Origin of the sequence: Citrobacter sp. RHBSTW-00944, assembly GCF_013615435.1 — a bacterium.
Classification (GTDB): domain Bacteria; phylum Pseudomonadota; class Gammaproteobacteria; order Enterobacterales; family Enterobacteriaceae; genus Citrobacter; species Citrobacter braakii.
In genome coordinates, this window is record NZ_CP055418.1 from 1,962,519 (window position 1) to 1,978,665 (window position 16,147).

At 52.5% G+C, this 16,147-nt stretch carries 13 protein-coding genes; 5 read left to right on the top strand and 8 right to left on the bottom strand.

Annotated elements, in window-relative coordinates:
- Nucleotides 1-57: 57 nt before the first annotated feature.
- From hcr to aqpZ, 4 genes are all read right to left on the bottom strand, one after another.
- On the bottom strand, nucleotides 58-1,026 hold the full coding sequence (gene hcr, locus HV334_RS09335) for an NADH oxidoreductase (protein WP_181221530.1): 969 nt from the start codon (nucleotides 1,024-1,026) through the stop codon (nucleotides 58-60).
- 10 nt (nucleotides 1,027-1,036) lie between these two features.
- Nucleotides 1,037-2,689: a hydroxylamine reductase gene (hcp, locus tag HV334_RS09340; protein WP_181221532.1), complete on the bottom strand. Its 1,653-nt coding sequence runs from the start codon at nucleotides 2,687-2,689 to the stop codon at nucleotides 1,037-1,039.
- A 155-nt stretch (nucleotides 2,690-2,844) separates the two neighbouring features.
- Nucleotides 2,845-3,744, bottom strand: coding sequence for a lysine exporter LysO family protein (locus HV334_RS09345; protein ID WP_016153656.1), 900 nt, complete (start codon nucleotides 3,742-3,744; stop codon nucleotides 2,845-2,847).
- Between the two features lie 142 nt (nucleotides 3,745-3,886).
- Nucleotides 3,887-4,582 (bottom strand): aquaporin Z, encoded by a 696-nt coding sequence (aqpZ, locus tag HV334_RS09350; RefSeq protein ID WP_003840208.1) that lies wholly within the window; start codon nucleotides 4,580-4,582, stop codon nucleotides 3,887-3,889.
- Nucleotides 4,583-4,954: 372 nt separating this feature from the next.
- On the opposite strand from aqpZ, the gene HV334_RS09355 reads away from it, so the two are divergent.
- Nucleotides 4,955-6,613 carry an ATP-dependent endonuclease gene (locus tag HV334_RS09355; RefSeq protein WP_049281962.1) on the top strand — a complete coding sequence of 553 codons (1,659 nt, stop codon included), beginning with the start codon at nucleotides 4,955-4,957 and terminating at the stop codon, nucleotides 6,611-6,613.
- Here the strand turns inward: HV334_RS09355 and HV334_RS09360 are convergent.
- On the bottom strand, nucleotides 6,610-7,560 hold the full coding sequence (locus HV334_RS09360; protein ID WP_181221534.1) for a VirK/YbjX family protein: 951 nt from the start codon (nucleotides 7,558-7,560) through the stop codon (nucleotides 6,610-6,612). The genes HV334_RS09355 and HV334_RS09360 overlap by 4 nt on opposite strands.
- Nucleotides 7,561-7,720: 160 nt before the next feature.
- Here HV334_RS09360 and macA point away from each other — a divergent pair, with 160 nt between their 5' ends.
- Nucleotides 7,721-8,836, top strand: a complete 1,116-nt coding sequence (macA, locus tag HV334_RS09365) for a macrolide transporter subunit MacA (RefSeq protein ID WP_016156938.1) — start codon at nucleotides 7,721-7,723, stop codon at nucleotides 8,834-8,836.
- Nucleotides 8,833-10,779: a macrolide ABC transporter ATP-binding protein/permease MacB gene (gene macB / locus HV334_RS09370; RefSeq protein WP_181221536.1), complete on the top strand. Its 1,947-nt coding sequence runs from the start codon at nucleotides 8,833-8,835 to the stop codon at nucleotides 10,777-10,779. Before macA ends, macB begins: the two co-directional genes overlap by 4 nt.
- A 74-nt stretch (nucleotides 10,780-10,853) precedes the next feature.
- On the opposite strand, the gene cspD is transcribed toward macB, so the two are convergent.
- The gene (gene cspD, locus HV334_RS09375; protein ID WP_003036813.1) at nucleotides 10,854-11,078 is read right to left on the bottom strand and encodes a cold shock-like protein CspD; all 225 of its coding nucleotides are present in this window, start codon (nucleotides 11,076-11,078) and stop codon (nucleotides 10,854-10,856) included.
- A 323-nt stretch (nucleotides 11,079-11,401) separates the two neighbouring features.
- Between cspD and clpS the strand changes: the two genes are divergently transcribed.
- Entirely contained in the window at nucleotides 11,402-11,722 is a 321-nt protein-coding gene (gene clpS / locus HV334_RS09380; RefSeq protein WP_181221538.1) for an ATP-dependent Clp protease adapter ClpS, read from the top strand.
- A 30-nt stretch (nucleotides 11,723-11,752) separates the two neighbouring features.
- Nucleotides 11,753-14,029, top strand: coding sequence for an ATP-dependent Clp protease ATP-binding subunit ClpA (gene clpA / locus HV334_RS09385; RefSeq protein ID WP_016153651.1), 2,277 nt, complete (start codon nucleotides 11,753-11,755; stop codon nucleotides 14,027-14,029).
- Nucleotides 14,030-14,288: 259 nt separating this feature from the next.
- Here the strand turns inward: clpA and yegQ are convergent, their stop codons facing one another.
- Both yegQ and HV334_RS09395 read right to left on the bottom strand, forming a co-directional pair.
- Entirely contained in the window at nucleotides 14,289-15,650 is a 1,362-nt protein-coding gene (gene yegQ / locus HV334_RS09390; RefSeq protein WP_006683890.1) for a tRNA 5-hydroxyuridine modification protein YegQ, read from the bottom strand.
- A gap of 159 nt (nucleotides 15,651-15,809) precedes the next feature.
- Entirely contained in the window at nucleotides 15,810-16,142 is a 333-nt protein-coding gene (locus HV334_RS09395) for a YegP family protein (RefSeq protein WP_047501032.1), read from the bottom strand.
- Between the last annotated feature and the right edge of the window lie 5 nt (nucleotides 16,143-16,147).

Below are 16,147 nucleotides of genomic sequence, written 5' to 3' on the forward strand. Positions count from 1 at the left end.
TAAAAAAAGGCCACCCGATATAACCGGGTAGCCTTTTGCACATCAGATATCGGTCAATTACGCCAGCACTAAATCACCCTGCGGATGACAGGAGCAAGCCAGCACATAACCTTCAGCAATTTCTGCGTCGGTCAGCGTCATGGTGCTGCTGACCGTGTAGTTACCGTCAACCACTTTGGTTTTGCAGCAGCCGCAAACGCCCGCACGGCATGCGGCGACAACCGGCACTTTATTGCTTTCCAGCGCTTCCAGCAGCGTACTGCCTACCGGCGCATAAAACTCTTTTGCCGGCTGCAGTTTGGTGAACTTCAGACCGCTGGTGGCGGCTTCAGCTACCGGCGTGAAAAACTGCTCTTTAAAGAAGCGTGTCACGCCCAGCGCGTTGACTTCTTTCTCGACCAGATCCATATACGGCGCCGGGCCGCAGGTCATCACGGTGCGCGAAGCCAGGTCCGGTACGCTTTGCAGCAGTTCGGTGGTCAGTCGGCCGGAAACAAAACCGTCAGTGGCATTGTTTTCAGCAACTAAGGTCACCGGATACTCGCGCCATTCGTCGGCAAAAATGACATCTTGCGGTGAACGAACGTTAAAGATCACCTGCACATCTGCCTGTGGGCGGTATTTTGCCAACCAGCGACGCATTGACATGATTGGCGTGACGCCACAGCCAGCGGCCAGCATCAGGAACCTGTCTTCCGCTTTATCTTCACAGGTGAATTCACCCATTGCATCGGAGAGCCAGATATAGTCGCCGCGCTTCACGTCGCGGGTTAACCACTGTGAGCCTGAGCCATCGTCAATGCGGCGGATGGTCAGCGTGATGTATTCGCTAACGCCCGGCGTTGAAGAGAGGGTGTAAGCACGCAGCGTGTCCGCTGAATTACGTACGCTGACCAGTGCATACTGCCCGGCGCGGTACGGATAATAGTCGTGGCACAGCAACGAAATTGTCCATACATCCGGCGTTTCCTGATGGATGTGATGAACCTGCATCCGCCATGGGCACTGATGAGTTGGCATTGTCATTCTTTACTCCTTACGCGCTCAGCAGTTGCTTCATATCTTCTTCAACGGTGGTCACGGAGCGCAGACCGAACTTCTCGTTGAGAACTGCCAGCAGGTCCGGCGTGAAGAAGCCAGGCGCAGTCGGGCCAGTGACGATGTTTTTCACACCCAGAGACAGCAGGGTCAGCAGAATGACAATCGCTTTCTGTTCGAACCAGGAGAGCACCAGAGACAGCGGCAGATCGTTCACGCCACAGCCCAGTTTCTCAGCCAGGGTTACTGCCAGGATGATGGCAGAGTATGCATCGTTACACTGACCTGCATCGACCAGACGCGGCAGGCCTTCGATATCGCCGAACTCCAGTTTGTTGAAACGGTATTTACCGCACGCCAGAGTCAGGATCAGGCAGTCGTCCGGCACGCTGGTGGCGAAGTCGGTGAAGTAGTTACGTTCGCCACGCGCGCCATCACAACCGCCAACCAGGAAGATGTGGCGCAGTTTTTCGCGGCTTACCAGGTCGATCAGGGTATCAGCCGCGCCCAGCAGAGTCTGACGGCCGAAACCAACGGTGATCAGGTGCGGAATTTCGCTGTACGGGAAGCCCGCCATCTGCTGAGCCTGAGCGATTACCGGAGCGAAGTTGTCGCCTTCGAGGTGGCTTACACCCGGCCAACCGACGATGCTACGAGTCCAGATACGGTCATCGTAGGCGCCAACGGTTGGGTCGATGATGCAGTTAGAGGTCATTACGATTGGGCCCGGGAAGCGGGCAAATTCAACCTGCTGATTCTGCCAGCCGCTGCCGTAGTTACCGATCAGGTGTTTGAACTTACGCAGTTCCGGGTAGCCGTGCGCCGGCAGCATTTCACCGTGGGTATAGACGTTAACGCCGGTACCTTCGGTCTGCTCCAGCAGGTTGTACAGATCTTTCAGGTCGTGACCGGAGATCAGGATGCACTTACCTTCGGTTGCTTTGACGTTGACCTGAGTTGGCGTCGGGTGGCCGTATTTAGTGGTTTCGCCAGCATCCAGAATGCTCATCACTTTGAAGTTCATCTGGCCGATTTCCATTGAGCACTCCAGCAGAGCGTTCATATCGGAAGGCCAGGTTCCCAGCCATGCCATGATTTTGTGGTACTGAGCGTAGAGGTCGTTGTCGTACTGACCGAGAACGTGCGCGTGCTCCATGTAAGCTGCCGCACCTTTCAGGCCGTACAGGCACAGCAGACGCAGGCCGAGAATGTTCTCGCCGATGGCAGCTTTGTCTTTGTTCGGGGTAAATTCAGCGGCCTGACGTTGCAGGTCGCCCAGATCGTCGCTGACCAGTTGCAGATCGGCCATCGGGTTAGCGACCGCTGCGTTCGCGTCGATGTTCAGGCATTGCGCTTTCAGGGCGTCGCGCATGGCGATAGCTTCACGGGCATAGCCAACAATACGCGGAGAATCGAAGTTAACGTTGGTCAGCGTGGAGAAGAATGCACGCGGCGCAAAGTTATCAACCTCATGGTCGATGATGCCGTATTCACGTGCCTTAACAGCCCATGCAGACAGACCTTGTAGGGAAGCAATCAGCAGATCCTGCAAATCGGAGGTTTCAGCCGTTTTACCGCACATACCCTGCGCGTAAGAGCAGCCGTTTCCTGCCGGAGTACGGATGGTTTGTTCACATTGCACACAAAACATGGTCACACCTTTTAAAGTTATATTTAATATACATGTTTAAGGTTATGCCTGTGCGCGAAGGGATAAAAGGGATTTCTGCTACAACTTGCAGGGAGATTGATTTAGCGCAATTTTGGCGGTAGATGACTACCGCCAGAGAGGTATTTGTCCTGACTTCAGGCGGAGAAAAACGCCATCAGCAAAGGCACTAACAGACTCAGAATAAAGCCGTGGACGATGGCTGCCGGAACCATCTCCAGACCGCCGCTGCGTTGGAGCACCGGTAAGGTGAAATCCATTGATGTCGCGCCACATAGCCCCAGCGCGGTTGAGCGGCTGCGGCCCACCATTCCAGGAATCAACATAATGGCAATCAGTTCGCGGGCCAGGTCATTAAAGAAGGCGGCGCTACCAATCACCGGCCCGAACGATTCGGTTAACAGAATACCGGACAGGGAGTACCAGCCAAAACCAGACGCCATCGCCAGCGCGGTTTTCAGCGGCAGGCCGAGGATCAACGCATTGATAACCCCCGCCAGCATCGAACTGGCGACGACGACCACCGCAACAATCATCCCCCGGCGATTCAGCACAATTTGCTTTAAGGTCATACCGCTGTTGCGCAGTTGAATCCCGACCAGGAACAGTAAAAAGATTAACGTATATTCGCTGGCTTCGGTGGCGTGCTGCAGAATAGGAAGACCGGTGAGGCCGAGCAGAAAACCCACGACGACGACGCCACAAAGCTGGAGCGACTCAAGCGCCATCGCAATTCGCGAGGGTAGCTTTTCTTGCTTGTGGTTATGTCGCCAGGGCAGCGAACGCTCCAGCCAGAACAGCGCCGCGATATTACACAGCAAAATGACCGTCACGCTGACCGCAGAATAATGAAGAATGGCTAACAGGTTGCTGGCGAGATTATCCAGAAACGCCAGGCTGATACCCATAAAAAAGAGAATAAGGTAGACGATCCAGCTCAACAGGCGATTGATGAGTTTTAATGCAGCCCTGTGCCGAAGCGGAATAAGGTAGCCCACAATAAGGGGAACCAGAATGATTAACAGCCCTGAAAACATGAAAACCAGATCCTTGCTGAGAGTAAGACGAAATGCGCCAGCACACACTACTCAATGCAAAGAAGGGAGTAAAGTTGCAAATAAAAGGAAATATAGCGGGGGAAAAAAGACCTGACTTGCGCCAGGCCTTTTTTGTTATCGATTAATCGCGTTTTTCCAGCAGAGTACGGTAAATAAGACCGCCGAGGACCCCACCGATAATCGGCATAACCCAGAAGAACCACAATTGTTGTAATGCCCAGCCGCCCTGGAAGATGGCTACAGCGGTACTACGTGCCGGGTTAACGGAGGTGTTGGTAACCGGAATACTGATCAAGTGGATCAGGGTTAACGCCAGACCAATCGCAATGGGTGCAAAACCTGCCGGAGCATGTTTATCGGTCGCACCGTGGATCACTAATAAGAAACCAGCAGTCAAAATAATTTCAATTACGACGGCAGACAGCATTGAATAGCCGCCAGGTGAATGTTCACCAAAGCCGTTCGAGGCAAAACCACTGGCAGTTGCGTCAAAACCAGCTTTACCGCTGGCAATAAGATACAGTGCCGCTGCTGCAACAATACCGCCCACAACCTGAGCGATAACATAACCAATAACGTCTTTTGCCGGGAAGCGACCGCCCGCCCATAAACCGAAGGTCACCGCCGGGTTAAAGTGTCCGCCGGAAATATGACCTACGGCGAAGGCCATGGTTAATACGGTCAAACCAAACGCCAGCGCGACACCGGCAAATCCAATACCCAACTCCGGGAATGCTGCGGCCAGAACTGCGCTACCGCACCCACCAAAGACGAGCCAAAACGTACCGAAGAATTCGGCTGCTAATTTCCTGAACATAACCACCTCAATTAAAAGTTCCGGGTTCGTGTTCCTTACCCGGTAATTCATCGCTAAAAGGGACGATGATGAAAGAGCCGGTATTTTAGAAAAAAACATCATCCCTTCGCCAGTTAAATTGATGAAAAAATTTGATTTAAGGCAATATGTTGTGATTCCTTTTTGAATATTGGATGAATGAAGCATAGTTCAATTAGCAAAACGGCGATGATTGAGTTCTGAAATAATATTCCGGGGAAAACATAAGAAGAATATTCTTATATTTTTTGATTTCTGCGGCTAACCTCCTGATCATATCGGGTGTCCTGAGCGCCCGCTTGCCGTTATACTCCTGATAACTTGAAGGAAAAAGTTAGCATTTCCGGAGGCTATATGATTCTCGAACGCGTTGAGATTGTTGGATTTCGTGGTATTAACCGTCTGTCGTTGATGCTGGAGCAAAGCAACGTGCTGATTGGGGAGAACGCGTGGGGTAAGTCCAGTCTGCTGGATGCTTTAACCCTGCTGCTGTCGCCGGAAACTGATTTGTACCACTTTGACCGCGAAGATTTCTGGTTCCCGCCGGGCGATATTCAAGGCCGGGAACATCATCTGCATATCATCCTGACGTTTCGTGAGTCTCAACCGGGTCGCCACCGCGTGCGCAGGTATCGCCCTCTGGAAGCCAGCTGGACGCTGTGTCAGGATGGCTATCACCGCATTTTCTATCGGCTGGAAGGTGAATGTGCGGACGACGGTAGCGTTCTGACGTTACGCAGTTTTCTGGATGGCGAGGGCCATCAGCTTCCCCTCGACGACATTAACGAGCAGGCGCGGCACCTCGTGCGTTTGATGCCAGTACTGCGCCTGCGCGACGCGCGTTTTATGCGACGGATCCGTAACGGTACTGTGCCGGATTCGGCGGATGTCGAAGTGACCGCGCGGCAACTGGATTTTCTGGCACGTGAACTGGCTACCCGACCGCAAAACCTGACAGATGGGCAGATACGTCAGGGGTTATCGGCCATGGTACAGCTATTGGAACACTATTTTTCTGAGCAGGGTTCCAGTCAGTCCCGCTATCGTCTGATGCGTCGACGTTCCAATAATGAACAACGTAGCTGGCGCTATCTGGATATTATCAACCGTATGATTGATAGACCGGGCGGACGGACGCACCGCGTGATCCTGTTGGGACTGTTTTCGACGCTGTTACAGGCCAAAGGTACGCTGAGGCTGGATAAAGACGCCCGGCCGTTACTGTTGGTAGAAGATCCTGAAACGCGTTTACATCCGATTATGCTGTCGGTTGCCTGGCACCTGCTGAATTTGCTTCCGCTGCAACGGGTGGCGACCACCAACTCAGGTGAGTTACTGTCCCTCACCCCCGTGGAACACGTTGTCCGCCTGGTGCGTGAGTCCTCCCGCGTCGCCGCCTGGCGGCTTGGGCCTGGTGGGATCAGCGCAGAAGATGGTCGGCGTATTGCCTTTCATATTCGTTTTAACCGTGCATCGTCGTTGTTTGCCCGCTGTTGGCTGCTGGTGGAAGGCGAAACGGAAACCTGGGTCATTAACGAACTGGCCCGCCAGTGTGGGCACCACTTTGATGCGGAAGGTATCAAAGTCATTGAATTTGCCCAGTCCGGCCTTAAGCCGCTGGTTAAGTTCGCCCGCCGGATGGGTATCGAGTGGCATGTGCTGGTTGATGGTGATGAAGCCGGGAAAAAGTATGCCGCTACGGTGCGGAGTTTGTTGAATAACGACAGAGAAGAAGAGCGCGATCATTTAACCATGCTTCCCGCGCTGGACATGGAACACTTTATGTATCGCCAGGGGTTCGCTGACGTATTCCACAGGGTGGCGCAAATCCCCGAAAACGTGCCCATGAATATGCGCAAAATTATCTCGAAGGCGATTCACCGGTCGTCAAAACCAGATTTAGCCATTGAGGTGGCGATGGAAGCCGGGCGGCGCGGCGTTGACGCGGTGCCAACGCTGCTGCGAAAAATGTTTTCCCGCGTGCTGTGGTTGGCACGCGGCAGAGCGGATTAGTTGCGAAACATCGACGACAGCTGCGAGTGGATGCTGTCCAGTAACTGGTAGCGACGGCGGTATTCCGCGCGTTTTTTGCTGGCAATGTCCGCTTCGCTTTTTCGCGCCATTGTGCGTGGGATATGGTAATAGCCGTGACTGTCGCACTCACCGCCAACCGACTCCCAAAATGCGTTGTAGTCGGAAAGTATCACCTTGTTTTTATCGTGGTAACGCGGGCTGCGAAAGATATGCTGTTCATTACTGACAGCCAGAATTTGTTTAATATTCAATTGTTCTGCAAAACAGCAAATGGCTTCCATCACAATACGTTTAGGGAAAATCCCGTAGCATGATTTGGTCGCTTTTTGAATTTCTTCATGTGGCAGTAATCGACTGCCTCCCTGTAACCCGCCAATAAACAGTGTGCTGCTTCCTTGATAATTGCACAGCGTAAACGTCATTTCCGCTAAAGTCTCGCCAGCGCTATTGCGTACCAGAATGGTACTTTCACCTTCTTTATCCAGTGAGATAAATGAGCCCAGTATTACGCTAAATATTTCGCTATTTTTGCCTTCAATTTGTGCCAGTTGTAATCCACCCGCACTTAAATAAGCTTTATATTCCGTGGCTGAAAAAGAGCTGCGGATAGCATTGTAATGAAAACGCACAGCATCCAGTTTCATTTTCCGATCAAGGTTTTGTGCGAGATAGGCGCGATGTAGGCGAACCGGCAGACGAGGCTGGCGTGCCAGTACGCTATCGAGATCAGGCCATTGCGCCAGTTCAGTCATCCATTCATGCATTAATCGTGGCATAAGCGCTGAGCGCAACAAAAACTTACGACGAAAGCTACGCTGATGCCAAAATTTTCCAGGGCGCCAATGTCCGGTTATCAGGCTACAAAAGAGGCTAAAACTTGTGGCGGGTTTTGAAGAATGAAAAGTGCTGTCAGTTAGCTGGCTCATAATAACAATCCGATGGATACTCTGGTACTAATTTCAACACAGCGGATCTTAACCATTCATCAATAACTCTGTTATTCTTGCGTTTTTCAACGGCTATTTATTTAACGTTGATGTTTACCACTCCACTCTGGTGGACGTATTGGGGGAAATTGGGACATTTATGAAGCTCAAGGGAAAAATCAAAAAGCGCTATTTTCTCTTCGCCATCATCATTATTGTGGCGATAATTGCACTTTGGCGAACGCTTAATGCGCCTTTACCTCAGTATCAAACGTTAATTGTTCGTCCGGGCGATCTGCAGCAAAGCGTACTGGCAACCGGCAAACTGGATGCGTTGCGTAAAGTTGACGTCGGGGCGCAGGTAAGCGGGCAGTTAAAAACGCTGTCGGTCGCGATTGGCGACAAAGTAAAAAAAGATCAACTGCTTGGCGTTATCGATCCTGAACAGGCGCAAAACCAGATTAAAGAGGTTGAAGCGACACTGATGGAATTACGCGCTCAGCGTTTACAGGCTGAAGCAGAGTGGAAGCTGGCGCGGGTAACGCTTTCCCGTCAGCAACAGCTGGCGAAAACCCAGGCTGTCTCGCAGCAGGATCTCGACACGGCGGCTACTCAGATGGCGGTCAAACAGGCGCAAATCGGCACAATTGATGCGCAAATTAAGCGTAATCAGGCCTCTCTCGATACGGCAAAAACCAACCTTGATTACACCCGCATCGTCGCGCCAATGGCAGGCGAAGTCACGCAAATTACTACCCTTCAGGGGCAAACCGTTATTGCTGCCCAGCAGGCGCCTAACATTCTGACATTGGCAGATATGAGCACCATGCTGGTGAAAGCGCAGGTTTCCGAGGCGGATGTGATTCACCTGCATCCCGGGCAAAAGGCCTGGTTTACCGTACTGGGCGATCCTCAGACGCGCTACGAAGGTAAGCTCAAAGATGTTCTTCCGACGCCAGAGAAAGTGAATGATGCAATTTTCTACTATGCTCGCTTCGAAGTTCCCAACCCGAAAGGGATCCTGCGTCTGGATATGACCGCGCAGGTCCATATCCAGCTCACCGATGTGAAAAATGTCCTGACGATCCCGCTGTCGGCGCTGGGCGATCCTATTGGCAACAATCGTTATAACGTCAGGCTGCTGCGTAACGGTGAAACCCGTGAACGTGAAGTGGTTATCGGCGCGCGTAATGACACCGATGTGGAGATCGTGAAAGGGCTGGAAGAGGGGGATGAAGTCATCACCGGTGAGGGCAACGCTGGAGCGCCAAAATGACGGTATTGCTTGAACTGAGCAATATCCGCCGCAGCTATCCATCAGGCGAAGGCCAGGTCGAGGTATTGAAGGACGTATCCTTGAGCATTCAGGCCGGGGAAATGGTGGCGATTGTCGGGGCGTCTGGCTCGGGGAAATCGACGCTGATGAATATTCTCGGCTGTCTGGATAAACCCACCAGCGGTACGTATCGGGTTGCCGGGCGCGATGTCTCCACGCTGGATAGCGATGCGTTAGCCCAGCTGCGTCGCGAACATTTCGGTTTTATCTTCCAGCGTTATCATTTGTTGTCGCATTTAACCGCCGCGCAAAACGTTGAGGTGCCTGCAGTCTACGCTGGCACCGAACGTAAGCAGCGCCTGGCCCGTGCGCAAGAACTCCTGCAGCGACTGGGTCTGGGCGACAGAGTCGACTATCAGCCTTCCCAGCTTTCCGGTGGTCAGCAGCAGCGGGTCAGTATTGCGCGTGCGCTGATGAACGGGGGGCAGGTTATCCTCGCCGACGAACCCACCGGCGCGCTGGACAGCCATTCAGGCGAAGAGGTGATGGCGATTTTGCATCAGCTGCGCGATCGCGGGCATACGGTGATTATCGTCACTCACGACAGCCAGGTCGCCGCACAGGCCGAACGCGTCATTGAAATTCGTGACGGCGAGATTGTGCGCAATCCGCCGTCGCACAAACCCTCTACCGGGCGCGATATCGCGGAGCCGACGGTGAAAACGGCGTCCGGTTGGGGGCAGTTTGCCAGCGGTTTTCGCGAAGCGCTCACTATGGCCTGGCTGGCAATGGCTGCGAATAAAATGCGAACGCTACTGACCATGCTTGGGATCATCATCGGTATTGCTTCAGTGGTGTCGATTGTGGTGGTAGGCGATGCGGCTAAACAGCTGGTGCTGGCAGATATTCGCGCTATCGGCACCAATACCATCGATATCTATCCTGGCAAAGATTTCGGCGACGACGACCCACAATATCAACAGGCGCTGAAGTATGACGATTTAACGGCATTACAGAAGCAGCCCTGGGTCAGTTCGGTGACGCCTGCGGTGTCGAAAAACCTGCGGCTACGCTATGGCAATATCGACGTGGCCGCCAGTGCTAATGGCGTTAGCGGCGACTATTTCAACGTCTATGGCATGACGTTTAGCGAAGGGACCACTTTTAACGCTGAACAACTGGCGGGGCGCGCTCAGGTGGTGGTGCTCGACAGTAATACCCGTCGTCAATTGTTCCCCAACAAAGCGAAAGTTGTCGGCGAAGTCGTGCTGGTGGGGAATATGCCTGCCACGGTGATTGGTGTTGCAGAAGAGAAACAGTCGATGTTTGGCAGTAGCAAGATCCTGCGGGTCTGGCTGCCTTACAGCACCATGTCCGGGCGAATTATGGGGCAGTCGTGGCTGAACTCGATCACCGTGCGGGTGAAAGACGGTTTTGATAGTGCCCAGGCCGAGCAGCAGCTCACCCGGCTACTGACGTTACGCCACGGTAAGAAGGATTTCTTCACCTGGAATATGGACGGTGTCTTGAAAACCGCCGAAAAGACCACACGTACATTACAACTCTTCCTGACGCTGGTGGCCGTGATTTCGCTGGTGGTCGGTGGGATTGGTGTGATGAATATTATGCTGGTTTCGGTAACCGAACGAACGCGCGAGATTGGCATTCGTATGGCGGTTGGCGCCCGCGCCAGTGACGTACTGCAGCAGTTCTTAATTGAAGCGGTGCTGGTGTGTCTGGTTGGCGGCGCGTTGGGCATTAGCTTGTCGATGCTGATCGCCTTTACGCTTCAGCTATTCCTGCCTGGCTGGGAAATAGGTTTCTCACCCGTAGCATTATTGACGGCGTTTCTGTGTTCGACTGCGACCGGGATTTTGTTTGGCTGGCTACCGGCGCGAAATGCGGCGCGGCTGGATCCGGTAGATGCTCTGGCGCGGGAATAATACCATCGAGATAAAAATGCCAGCCGCAAAGGCTGGCATTTTGACTGCGGGATGTACACAATGAAACAGAAGAGCTATGCGACAGCTTCTGCTTCAATGACAGGCACGATGACACTGGCATGATTGCCTTTTGGCCCCTGGTGGACATCAAACTGGACAGATTGTCCGGCTTTTAGCGTTCTGTAACCATCCATCTGAATGGTGGAGTAATGGGCGAAAATATCTTCGCCGCCGCCTTCGGGGCAGATGAAACCAAACCCTTTGGCGTTGTTGAACCACTTAACAGTACCCGTTTCCATGCTTCGACATCCTTCGTAAATCTTATATAAGTAAGATGGAATGAACCGGTGGCGGAGTGGGGGCTGTTCAAAACCTCGCCAACTCTCGAAACTACAATTTAGAGAAATCAGGCGAGGCGTCAAGCGCCAGGCTGACGGAATAGGGTAAAAATGCATCAAAATTTGAAGCAGTTAACGCTATTGTCGGTTATGTGACAGATGTCGCGGATGGCACTAATAGATGATAGTTATCTAATACTTGAGGTAGATTGATTGTGCGCATAGGCTGCTTGTCAGCGGCAAGATTTTCTGCCGGAAACCGTAACTGAAGATGACGACTGACGATGGGTAAGACTAACGACTGGCTGGATTTTGATCTGCTGGCGGAAGATAAATTGCGCGACGCGCTAAAACCGCCATCTATGTATAAAGTGATATTAGTCAATGATGATTACACTCCGATGGAGTTTGTTATTGACGTGTTACAAAAATTCTTTTCTTATGATGTAGAACGTGCAACGCAACTGATGCTTGCCGTTCACTATCAAGGTAAAGCGATTTGCGGCTTATTCACTGCCGAAGTGGCTGAAACCAAAGTTGCGATGGTGAACAAGTATGCGAGGGAGAACGAGCATCCGTTGCTGTGTACGCTAGAAAAAGCCTAAATGCAGGCATAAATATTGGGGGAGGTGCCTATGCTCAATCAAGAACTGGAGCTCAGTTTAAACATGGCTTTCGCCAGAGCGCGCGAGCACCGACATGAGTTTATGACCGTCGAGCACTTGCTACTGGCATTGCTCAGTAACCCATCGGCCCGCGAAGCGCTGGAAGCGTGTTCTGTGGATCTGGTGGCGCTGCGTCAGGAACTCGAAGCCTTCATTGAACAAACCACACCCGTATTGCCTGCCAGTGAAGAAGAGCGCGACACGCAGCCAACGTTGAGTTTTCAGCGTGTGTTGCAACGCGCGGTCTTTCATGTTCAGTCCTCCGGGCGCAATGAAGTTACCGGTGCTAATGTGCTGGTCGCCATCTTCAGCGAGCAGGAATCTCAGGCGGCTTATCTGCTGCGTAAGCATGAAGTGAGTCGCCTTGATGTGGTGAATTTTATTTCTCATGGCACGCGCAAAGACGAACCAAGTCAGTCCTCTGACTCTGGTAATCAGCCGAATAACGAAGAGCAAGCTGGCGGGGAGGACCGTATGGAGAACTTCACGACTAACCTTAACCAGCTTGCCCGTGTGGGCGGAATTGATCCGCTCATTGGACGGGACAAAGAGCTGGAACGCGCCATTCAGGTACTGTGCCGTCGTCGAAAAAATAACCCGCTGCTGGTGGGTGAGTCTGGCGTCGGGAAAACCGCTATTGCGGAAGGCCTCGCTTGGCGTATCGTCCAGGGCGACGTGCCGGAAGTGATGGCTGATTGTACCCTTTACTCTCTGGATATCGGCTCGCTGCTGGCGGGTACCAAATACCGTGGCGATTTTGAAAAACGCTTTAAGGCGCTGCTGAAACAACTGGAACAGGATACTAACAGCATTCTGTTTATCGATGAGATCCACACCATTATCGGCGCGGGTGCGGCATCGGGCGGCCAGGTGGATGCAGCTAACCTGATCAAACCGTTGCTCTCCAGCGGTAAAATCCGTGTGATAGGCTCCACAACCTATCAGGAATTCAGCAATATCTTTGAAAAGGACCGCGCGCTAGCACGCCGTTTCCAGAAAATCGATATCACTGAGCCGTCGGTTGAAGAGACCGTGCAGATCATCAACGGTCTGAAGCCGAAATACGAAGCGCACCATGACGTTCGCTACACCGCCAAAGCGGTGCGTGCAGCGGTCGAACTGGCGGTGAAATACATTAACGATCGTCATCTGCCGGACAAAGCGATTGACGTGATCGATGAGGCGGGCGCGCGGGCGCGTCTGATGCCGGTCAGCAAGCGCAAGAAAACCGTCAACGTGGCGGATATCGAGTCCGTCGTGGCCCGCATTGCGCGGATCCCGGAGAAGAGCGTTTCGCAGAGCGATCGCGATACGCTGAAAAACCTGGGCAATCGTCTGAAAATGCTGGTATTCGGACAGGATAAAGCCATTGAGGCGCTGACTGAAGCGATCAAAATGAGCCGTGCTGGTCTGGGACACGAGCATAAACCTGTCGGTTCGTTCCTGTTTGCCGGACCGACTGGCGTCGGTAAGACCGAAGTCACGGTGCAGTTGTCCAAAGCGCTGGGTATTGAGCTGCTGCGGTTTGATATGTCCGAGTATATGGAACGTCACACCGTCAGCCGCCTGATTGGTGCGCCTCCGGGATATGTCGGTTTCGACCAGGGCGGTTTGCTGACAGATGCTGTCATTAAGCATCCGCATGCGGTACTGCTGCTGGATGAAATCGAAAAAGCGCATCCGGACGTCTTTAACCTGCTGCTGCAGGTGATGGATAACGGTACGCTGACCGACAATAACGGGCGTAAAGCGGATTTCCGCAACGTGGTGCTGGTCATGACCACCAACGCCGGCGTGCGTGAAACCGAGCGTAAATCGATTGGGCTGATTCATCAGGACAACAGTACTGATGCGATGGGCGAAATCAAAAAAGTGTTTACGCCGGAATTCCGTAACCGTCTCGACAACATTATCTGGTTCGATCATCTCTCTACTGAGGTGATTCATCAGGTTGTTGATAAGTTTATCGTCGAACTTCAGGTTCAGTTGGATCAGAAAGGTGTCTCTCTGGAAGTGAGTCAGGAAGCCCGCGACTGGCTGGCTGAGAAGGGCTATGACCGCGCAATGGGTGCACGCCCGATGACGCGCGTTGTCCAGGATAACCTGAAAAAACCATTGGCTAACGAACTGCTGTTCGGCTCGCTTGTGGATGGCGGTCAGGTGACCGTTGCGCTGGATAAAGAGAAAAATGAGCTGACCTATGGTTTCCAGAGTGCGCAAAAGCACAAGCCAGAAGCAGCGCATTAATATCTAACCACCTAATGAACCGGGCGTAATGCCCGGTTTTTTTTCGCCTGAAAGTCGTGATTTGAATAGGGGGGATTAAACGGCAGGCAAAAAATAAGCCTGCGTAAGGGAGATTACGCAGGCTAAGGAGGTGGTTCCTGGTACAGCTAGCATTTATGGGTTATGTTTTTCAGCGGATGGGATAATACCCTTAATGAACGAAGCGGTATGTGATCGATTTCTAAGAATCTTCCGAACGCTGAAAAATAACCGTAATTAACTACTTAGCATGTGGGTTGCGCGTGGACTCACCGGCAAAATTACGCATCAACAATGCATAATTCAGATCGATATCCTCCGGTACAGGCATCCACACGGTGTAACCATCGCCCGGTGCAACCGGCATCGCTTCGCCTTTCGCGTTTTCCATCTGTTCGAGGGTAAAGTTGATGTTGCCCTGTGGGGTCATCAGCTCCAGGCTGTCGCCGACGGTGAATTTATTTTTCACCAGCACAGCCGCCAGTTCACCTTTACGTTCGCCAGTGAATTCGCCGACAAACTGCTGACGCTCGGAAACAGAGAAGCCGTATTCGTAGTTCTGATAGTCGTCATGTGTATGGCGGCGCAGGAACCCCTCGGTGTAACCGCGATGCGCCAGACCTTCCAGCGTTTCCAGCAGTTGCGGGTCGAACGGTTTCCCGGCAGCGGCATCATCAATGGCCTTGCGATAAACCTGCGCGGTACGTGCACAGTAATAGTATGATTTAGTACGGCCTTCAATTTTCAGCGAATGCACGCCCATCTGAGTCAGGCGCTCAACGTGGGCAATGGCACGCAAATCCTTCGAGTTCATGATGTAAGTGCCGTGTTCGTCTTCAAACGCGGTCATGTACTCACCCGGACGCTGGGCTTCTTCGATCATAAAGACTTTGTCAGTCGGCGCGCCAATACCCAGTGTCGGCTCAACATTTTGTACCGGGATAGGCTCGTACTTATGCACGATATTGCCCACCACGTCTTCTTTGCCTTCCTGCACGTTGTATTCCCAGCGGCAGGCATTGGTACAGGTACCCTGATTTGGGTCACGCTTGTTGATGTAGCCAGAGAGCAGGCAGCGGCCGGAGTAAGCCATGCACAGCGCGCCGTGAACAAAGATCTCAATTTCCATATCCGGCACCTGGGTGCGGATCTCTTCAATTTCTTCCAACGACAGTTCGCGGGACAGGATCACACGGGTCAATCCCATCTGCTTCCAGAATTTCACCGTCGCCCAGTTTACGGCGTTAGCCTGTACTGAAAGGTGAATGTCCATGTCAGGGAAGTTTTCGCGCACCAGCATAATCAGACCGGGGTCGGACATGATCAGTGCATCCGGCCCCATTTCCACCACCGGTTTCAGGTCACGAATGAAGGTCTTCAGCTTGGCGTTATGCGGGGCAATATTAACCACCACATAGAATTTTTTACCCAGTTCATGGGCTTCATTAATGCCTAGCTGCAGGTTTTCGTGATTGAATTCGTTGTTGCGTACGCGCAGTGAGTAACGCGGCTGGCCCGCATATACAGCGTCTGCGCCATAGGCGAAAGCGTAACGCATGTTTTTCAGCGTTCCCGCCGGGGAAAGGAGTTCCGGTTTAAACATAATTTTCTCGTTCTGATGACAGGTCAGACTCGCCTCACTCAATGAGGCGGTTAGGGGAGTGCCCCCATATTAAGGGCGGGCATTGTAGCGCTGTGGGGAAGACAGGTAAAGAAAAACGCCGGGCGACAGCGTGGCGTTACCCGGCTGAGCGAGTCATTATCAGGTTTTATCTTTTATCGTCTGACTTACACCATTGGCCTTAACTGAAGCAATACCGGTCTCGCGCGACTGTTCATTCGCATACAGTTGACTGCTACCAATAATCTGGTGGTTTGCTGCTTTCAGATTGAAATGCAATTTGCCATTAGCTGCCGTTTTTTTCTCATAACGCTCGGCCAGAGGGCTGTTAGCCTGGACAGAAGCGATCCCTTTTTCTGCCGCGCCTTTTGTCGTGTAAAGCTCACTGGTAAGGATAGTTTCCCCGTTTCCAGCCTTAAGAACAAAGCGGTACTGATCATCGCTACTCTTGCTTAATTCAAACCAACCAGCCATATGAA

Coding starts and splice junctions, on each gene's coding strand:
- hcr (WP_181221530.1), bottom strand. CDS start 1,026: ATGACAATGCCAACTCATCAGTGCCCATGGCGGATGCAGGTTCATCAC.
- hcp (WP_181221532.1), bottom strand. CDS start 2,689: ATGTTTTGTGTGCAATGTGAACAAACCATCCGTACTCCGGCAGGAAAC.
- HV334_RS09345 (WP_016153656.1), bottom strand. CDS start 3,744: ATGTTTTCAGGGCTGTTAATCATTCTGGTTCCCCTTATTGTGGGCTAC.
- aqpZ (WP_003840208.1), bottom strand. CDS start 4,582: ATGTTCAGGAAATTAGCAGCCGAATTCTTCGGTACGTTTTGGCTCGTC.
- HV334_RS09355 (WP_049281962.1), top strand. CDS start 4,955: ATGATTCTCGAACGCGTTGAGATTGTTGGATTTCGTGGTATTAACCGT.
- HV334_RS09360 (WP_181221534.1), bottom strand. CDS start 7,560: ATGAGCCAGCTAACTGACAGCACTTTTCATTCTTCAAAACCCGCCACA.
- macA (WP_016156938.1), top strand. CDS start 7,721: ATGAAGCTCAAGGGAAAAATCAAAAAGCGCTATTTTCTCTTCGCCATC.
- macB (WP_181221536.1), top strand. CDS start 8,833: ATGACGGTATTGCTTGAACTGAGCAATATCCGCCGCAGCTATCCATCA.
- cspD (WP_003036813.1), bottom strand. CDS start 11,078: ATGGAAACGGGTACTGTTAAGTGGTTCAACAACGCCAAAGGGTTTGGT.
- clpS (WP_181221538.1), top strand. CDS start 11,402: ATGGGTAAGACTAACGACTGGCTGGATTTTGATCTGCTGGCGGAAGAT.
- clpA (WP_016153651.1), top strand. CDS start 11,753: ATGCTCAATCAAGAACTGGAGCTCAGTTTAAACATGGCTTTCGCCAGA.
- yegQ (WP_006683890.1), bottom strand. CDS start 15,650: ATGTTTAAACCGGAACTCCTTTCCCCGGCGGGAACGCTGAAAAACATG.
- HV334_RS09395 (WP_047501032.1), bottom strand. CDS start 16,142: ATGGCTGGTTGGTTTGAATTAAGCAAGAGTAGCGATGATCAGTACCGC.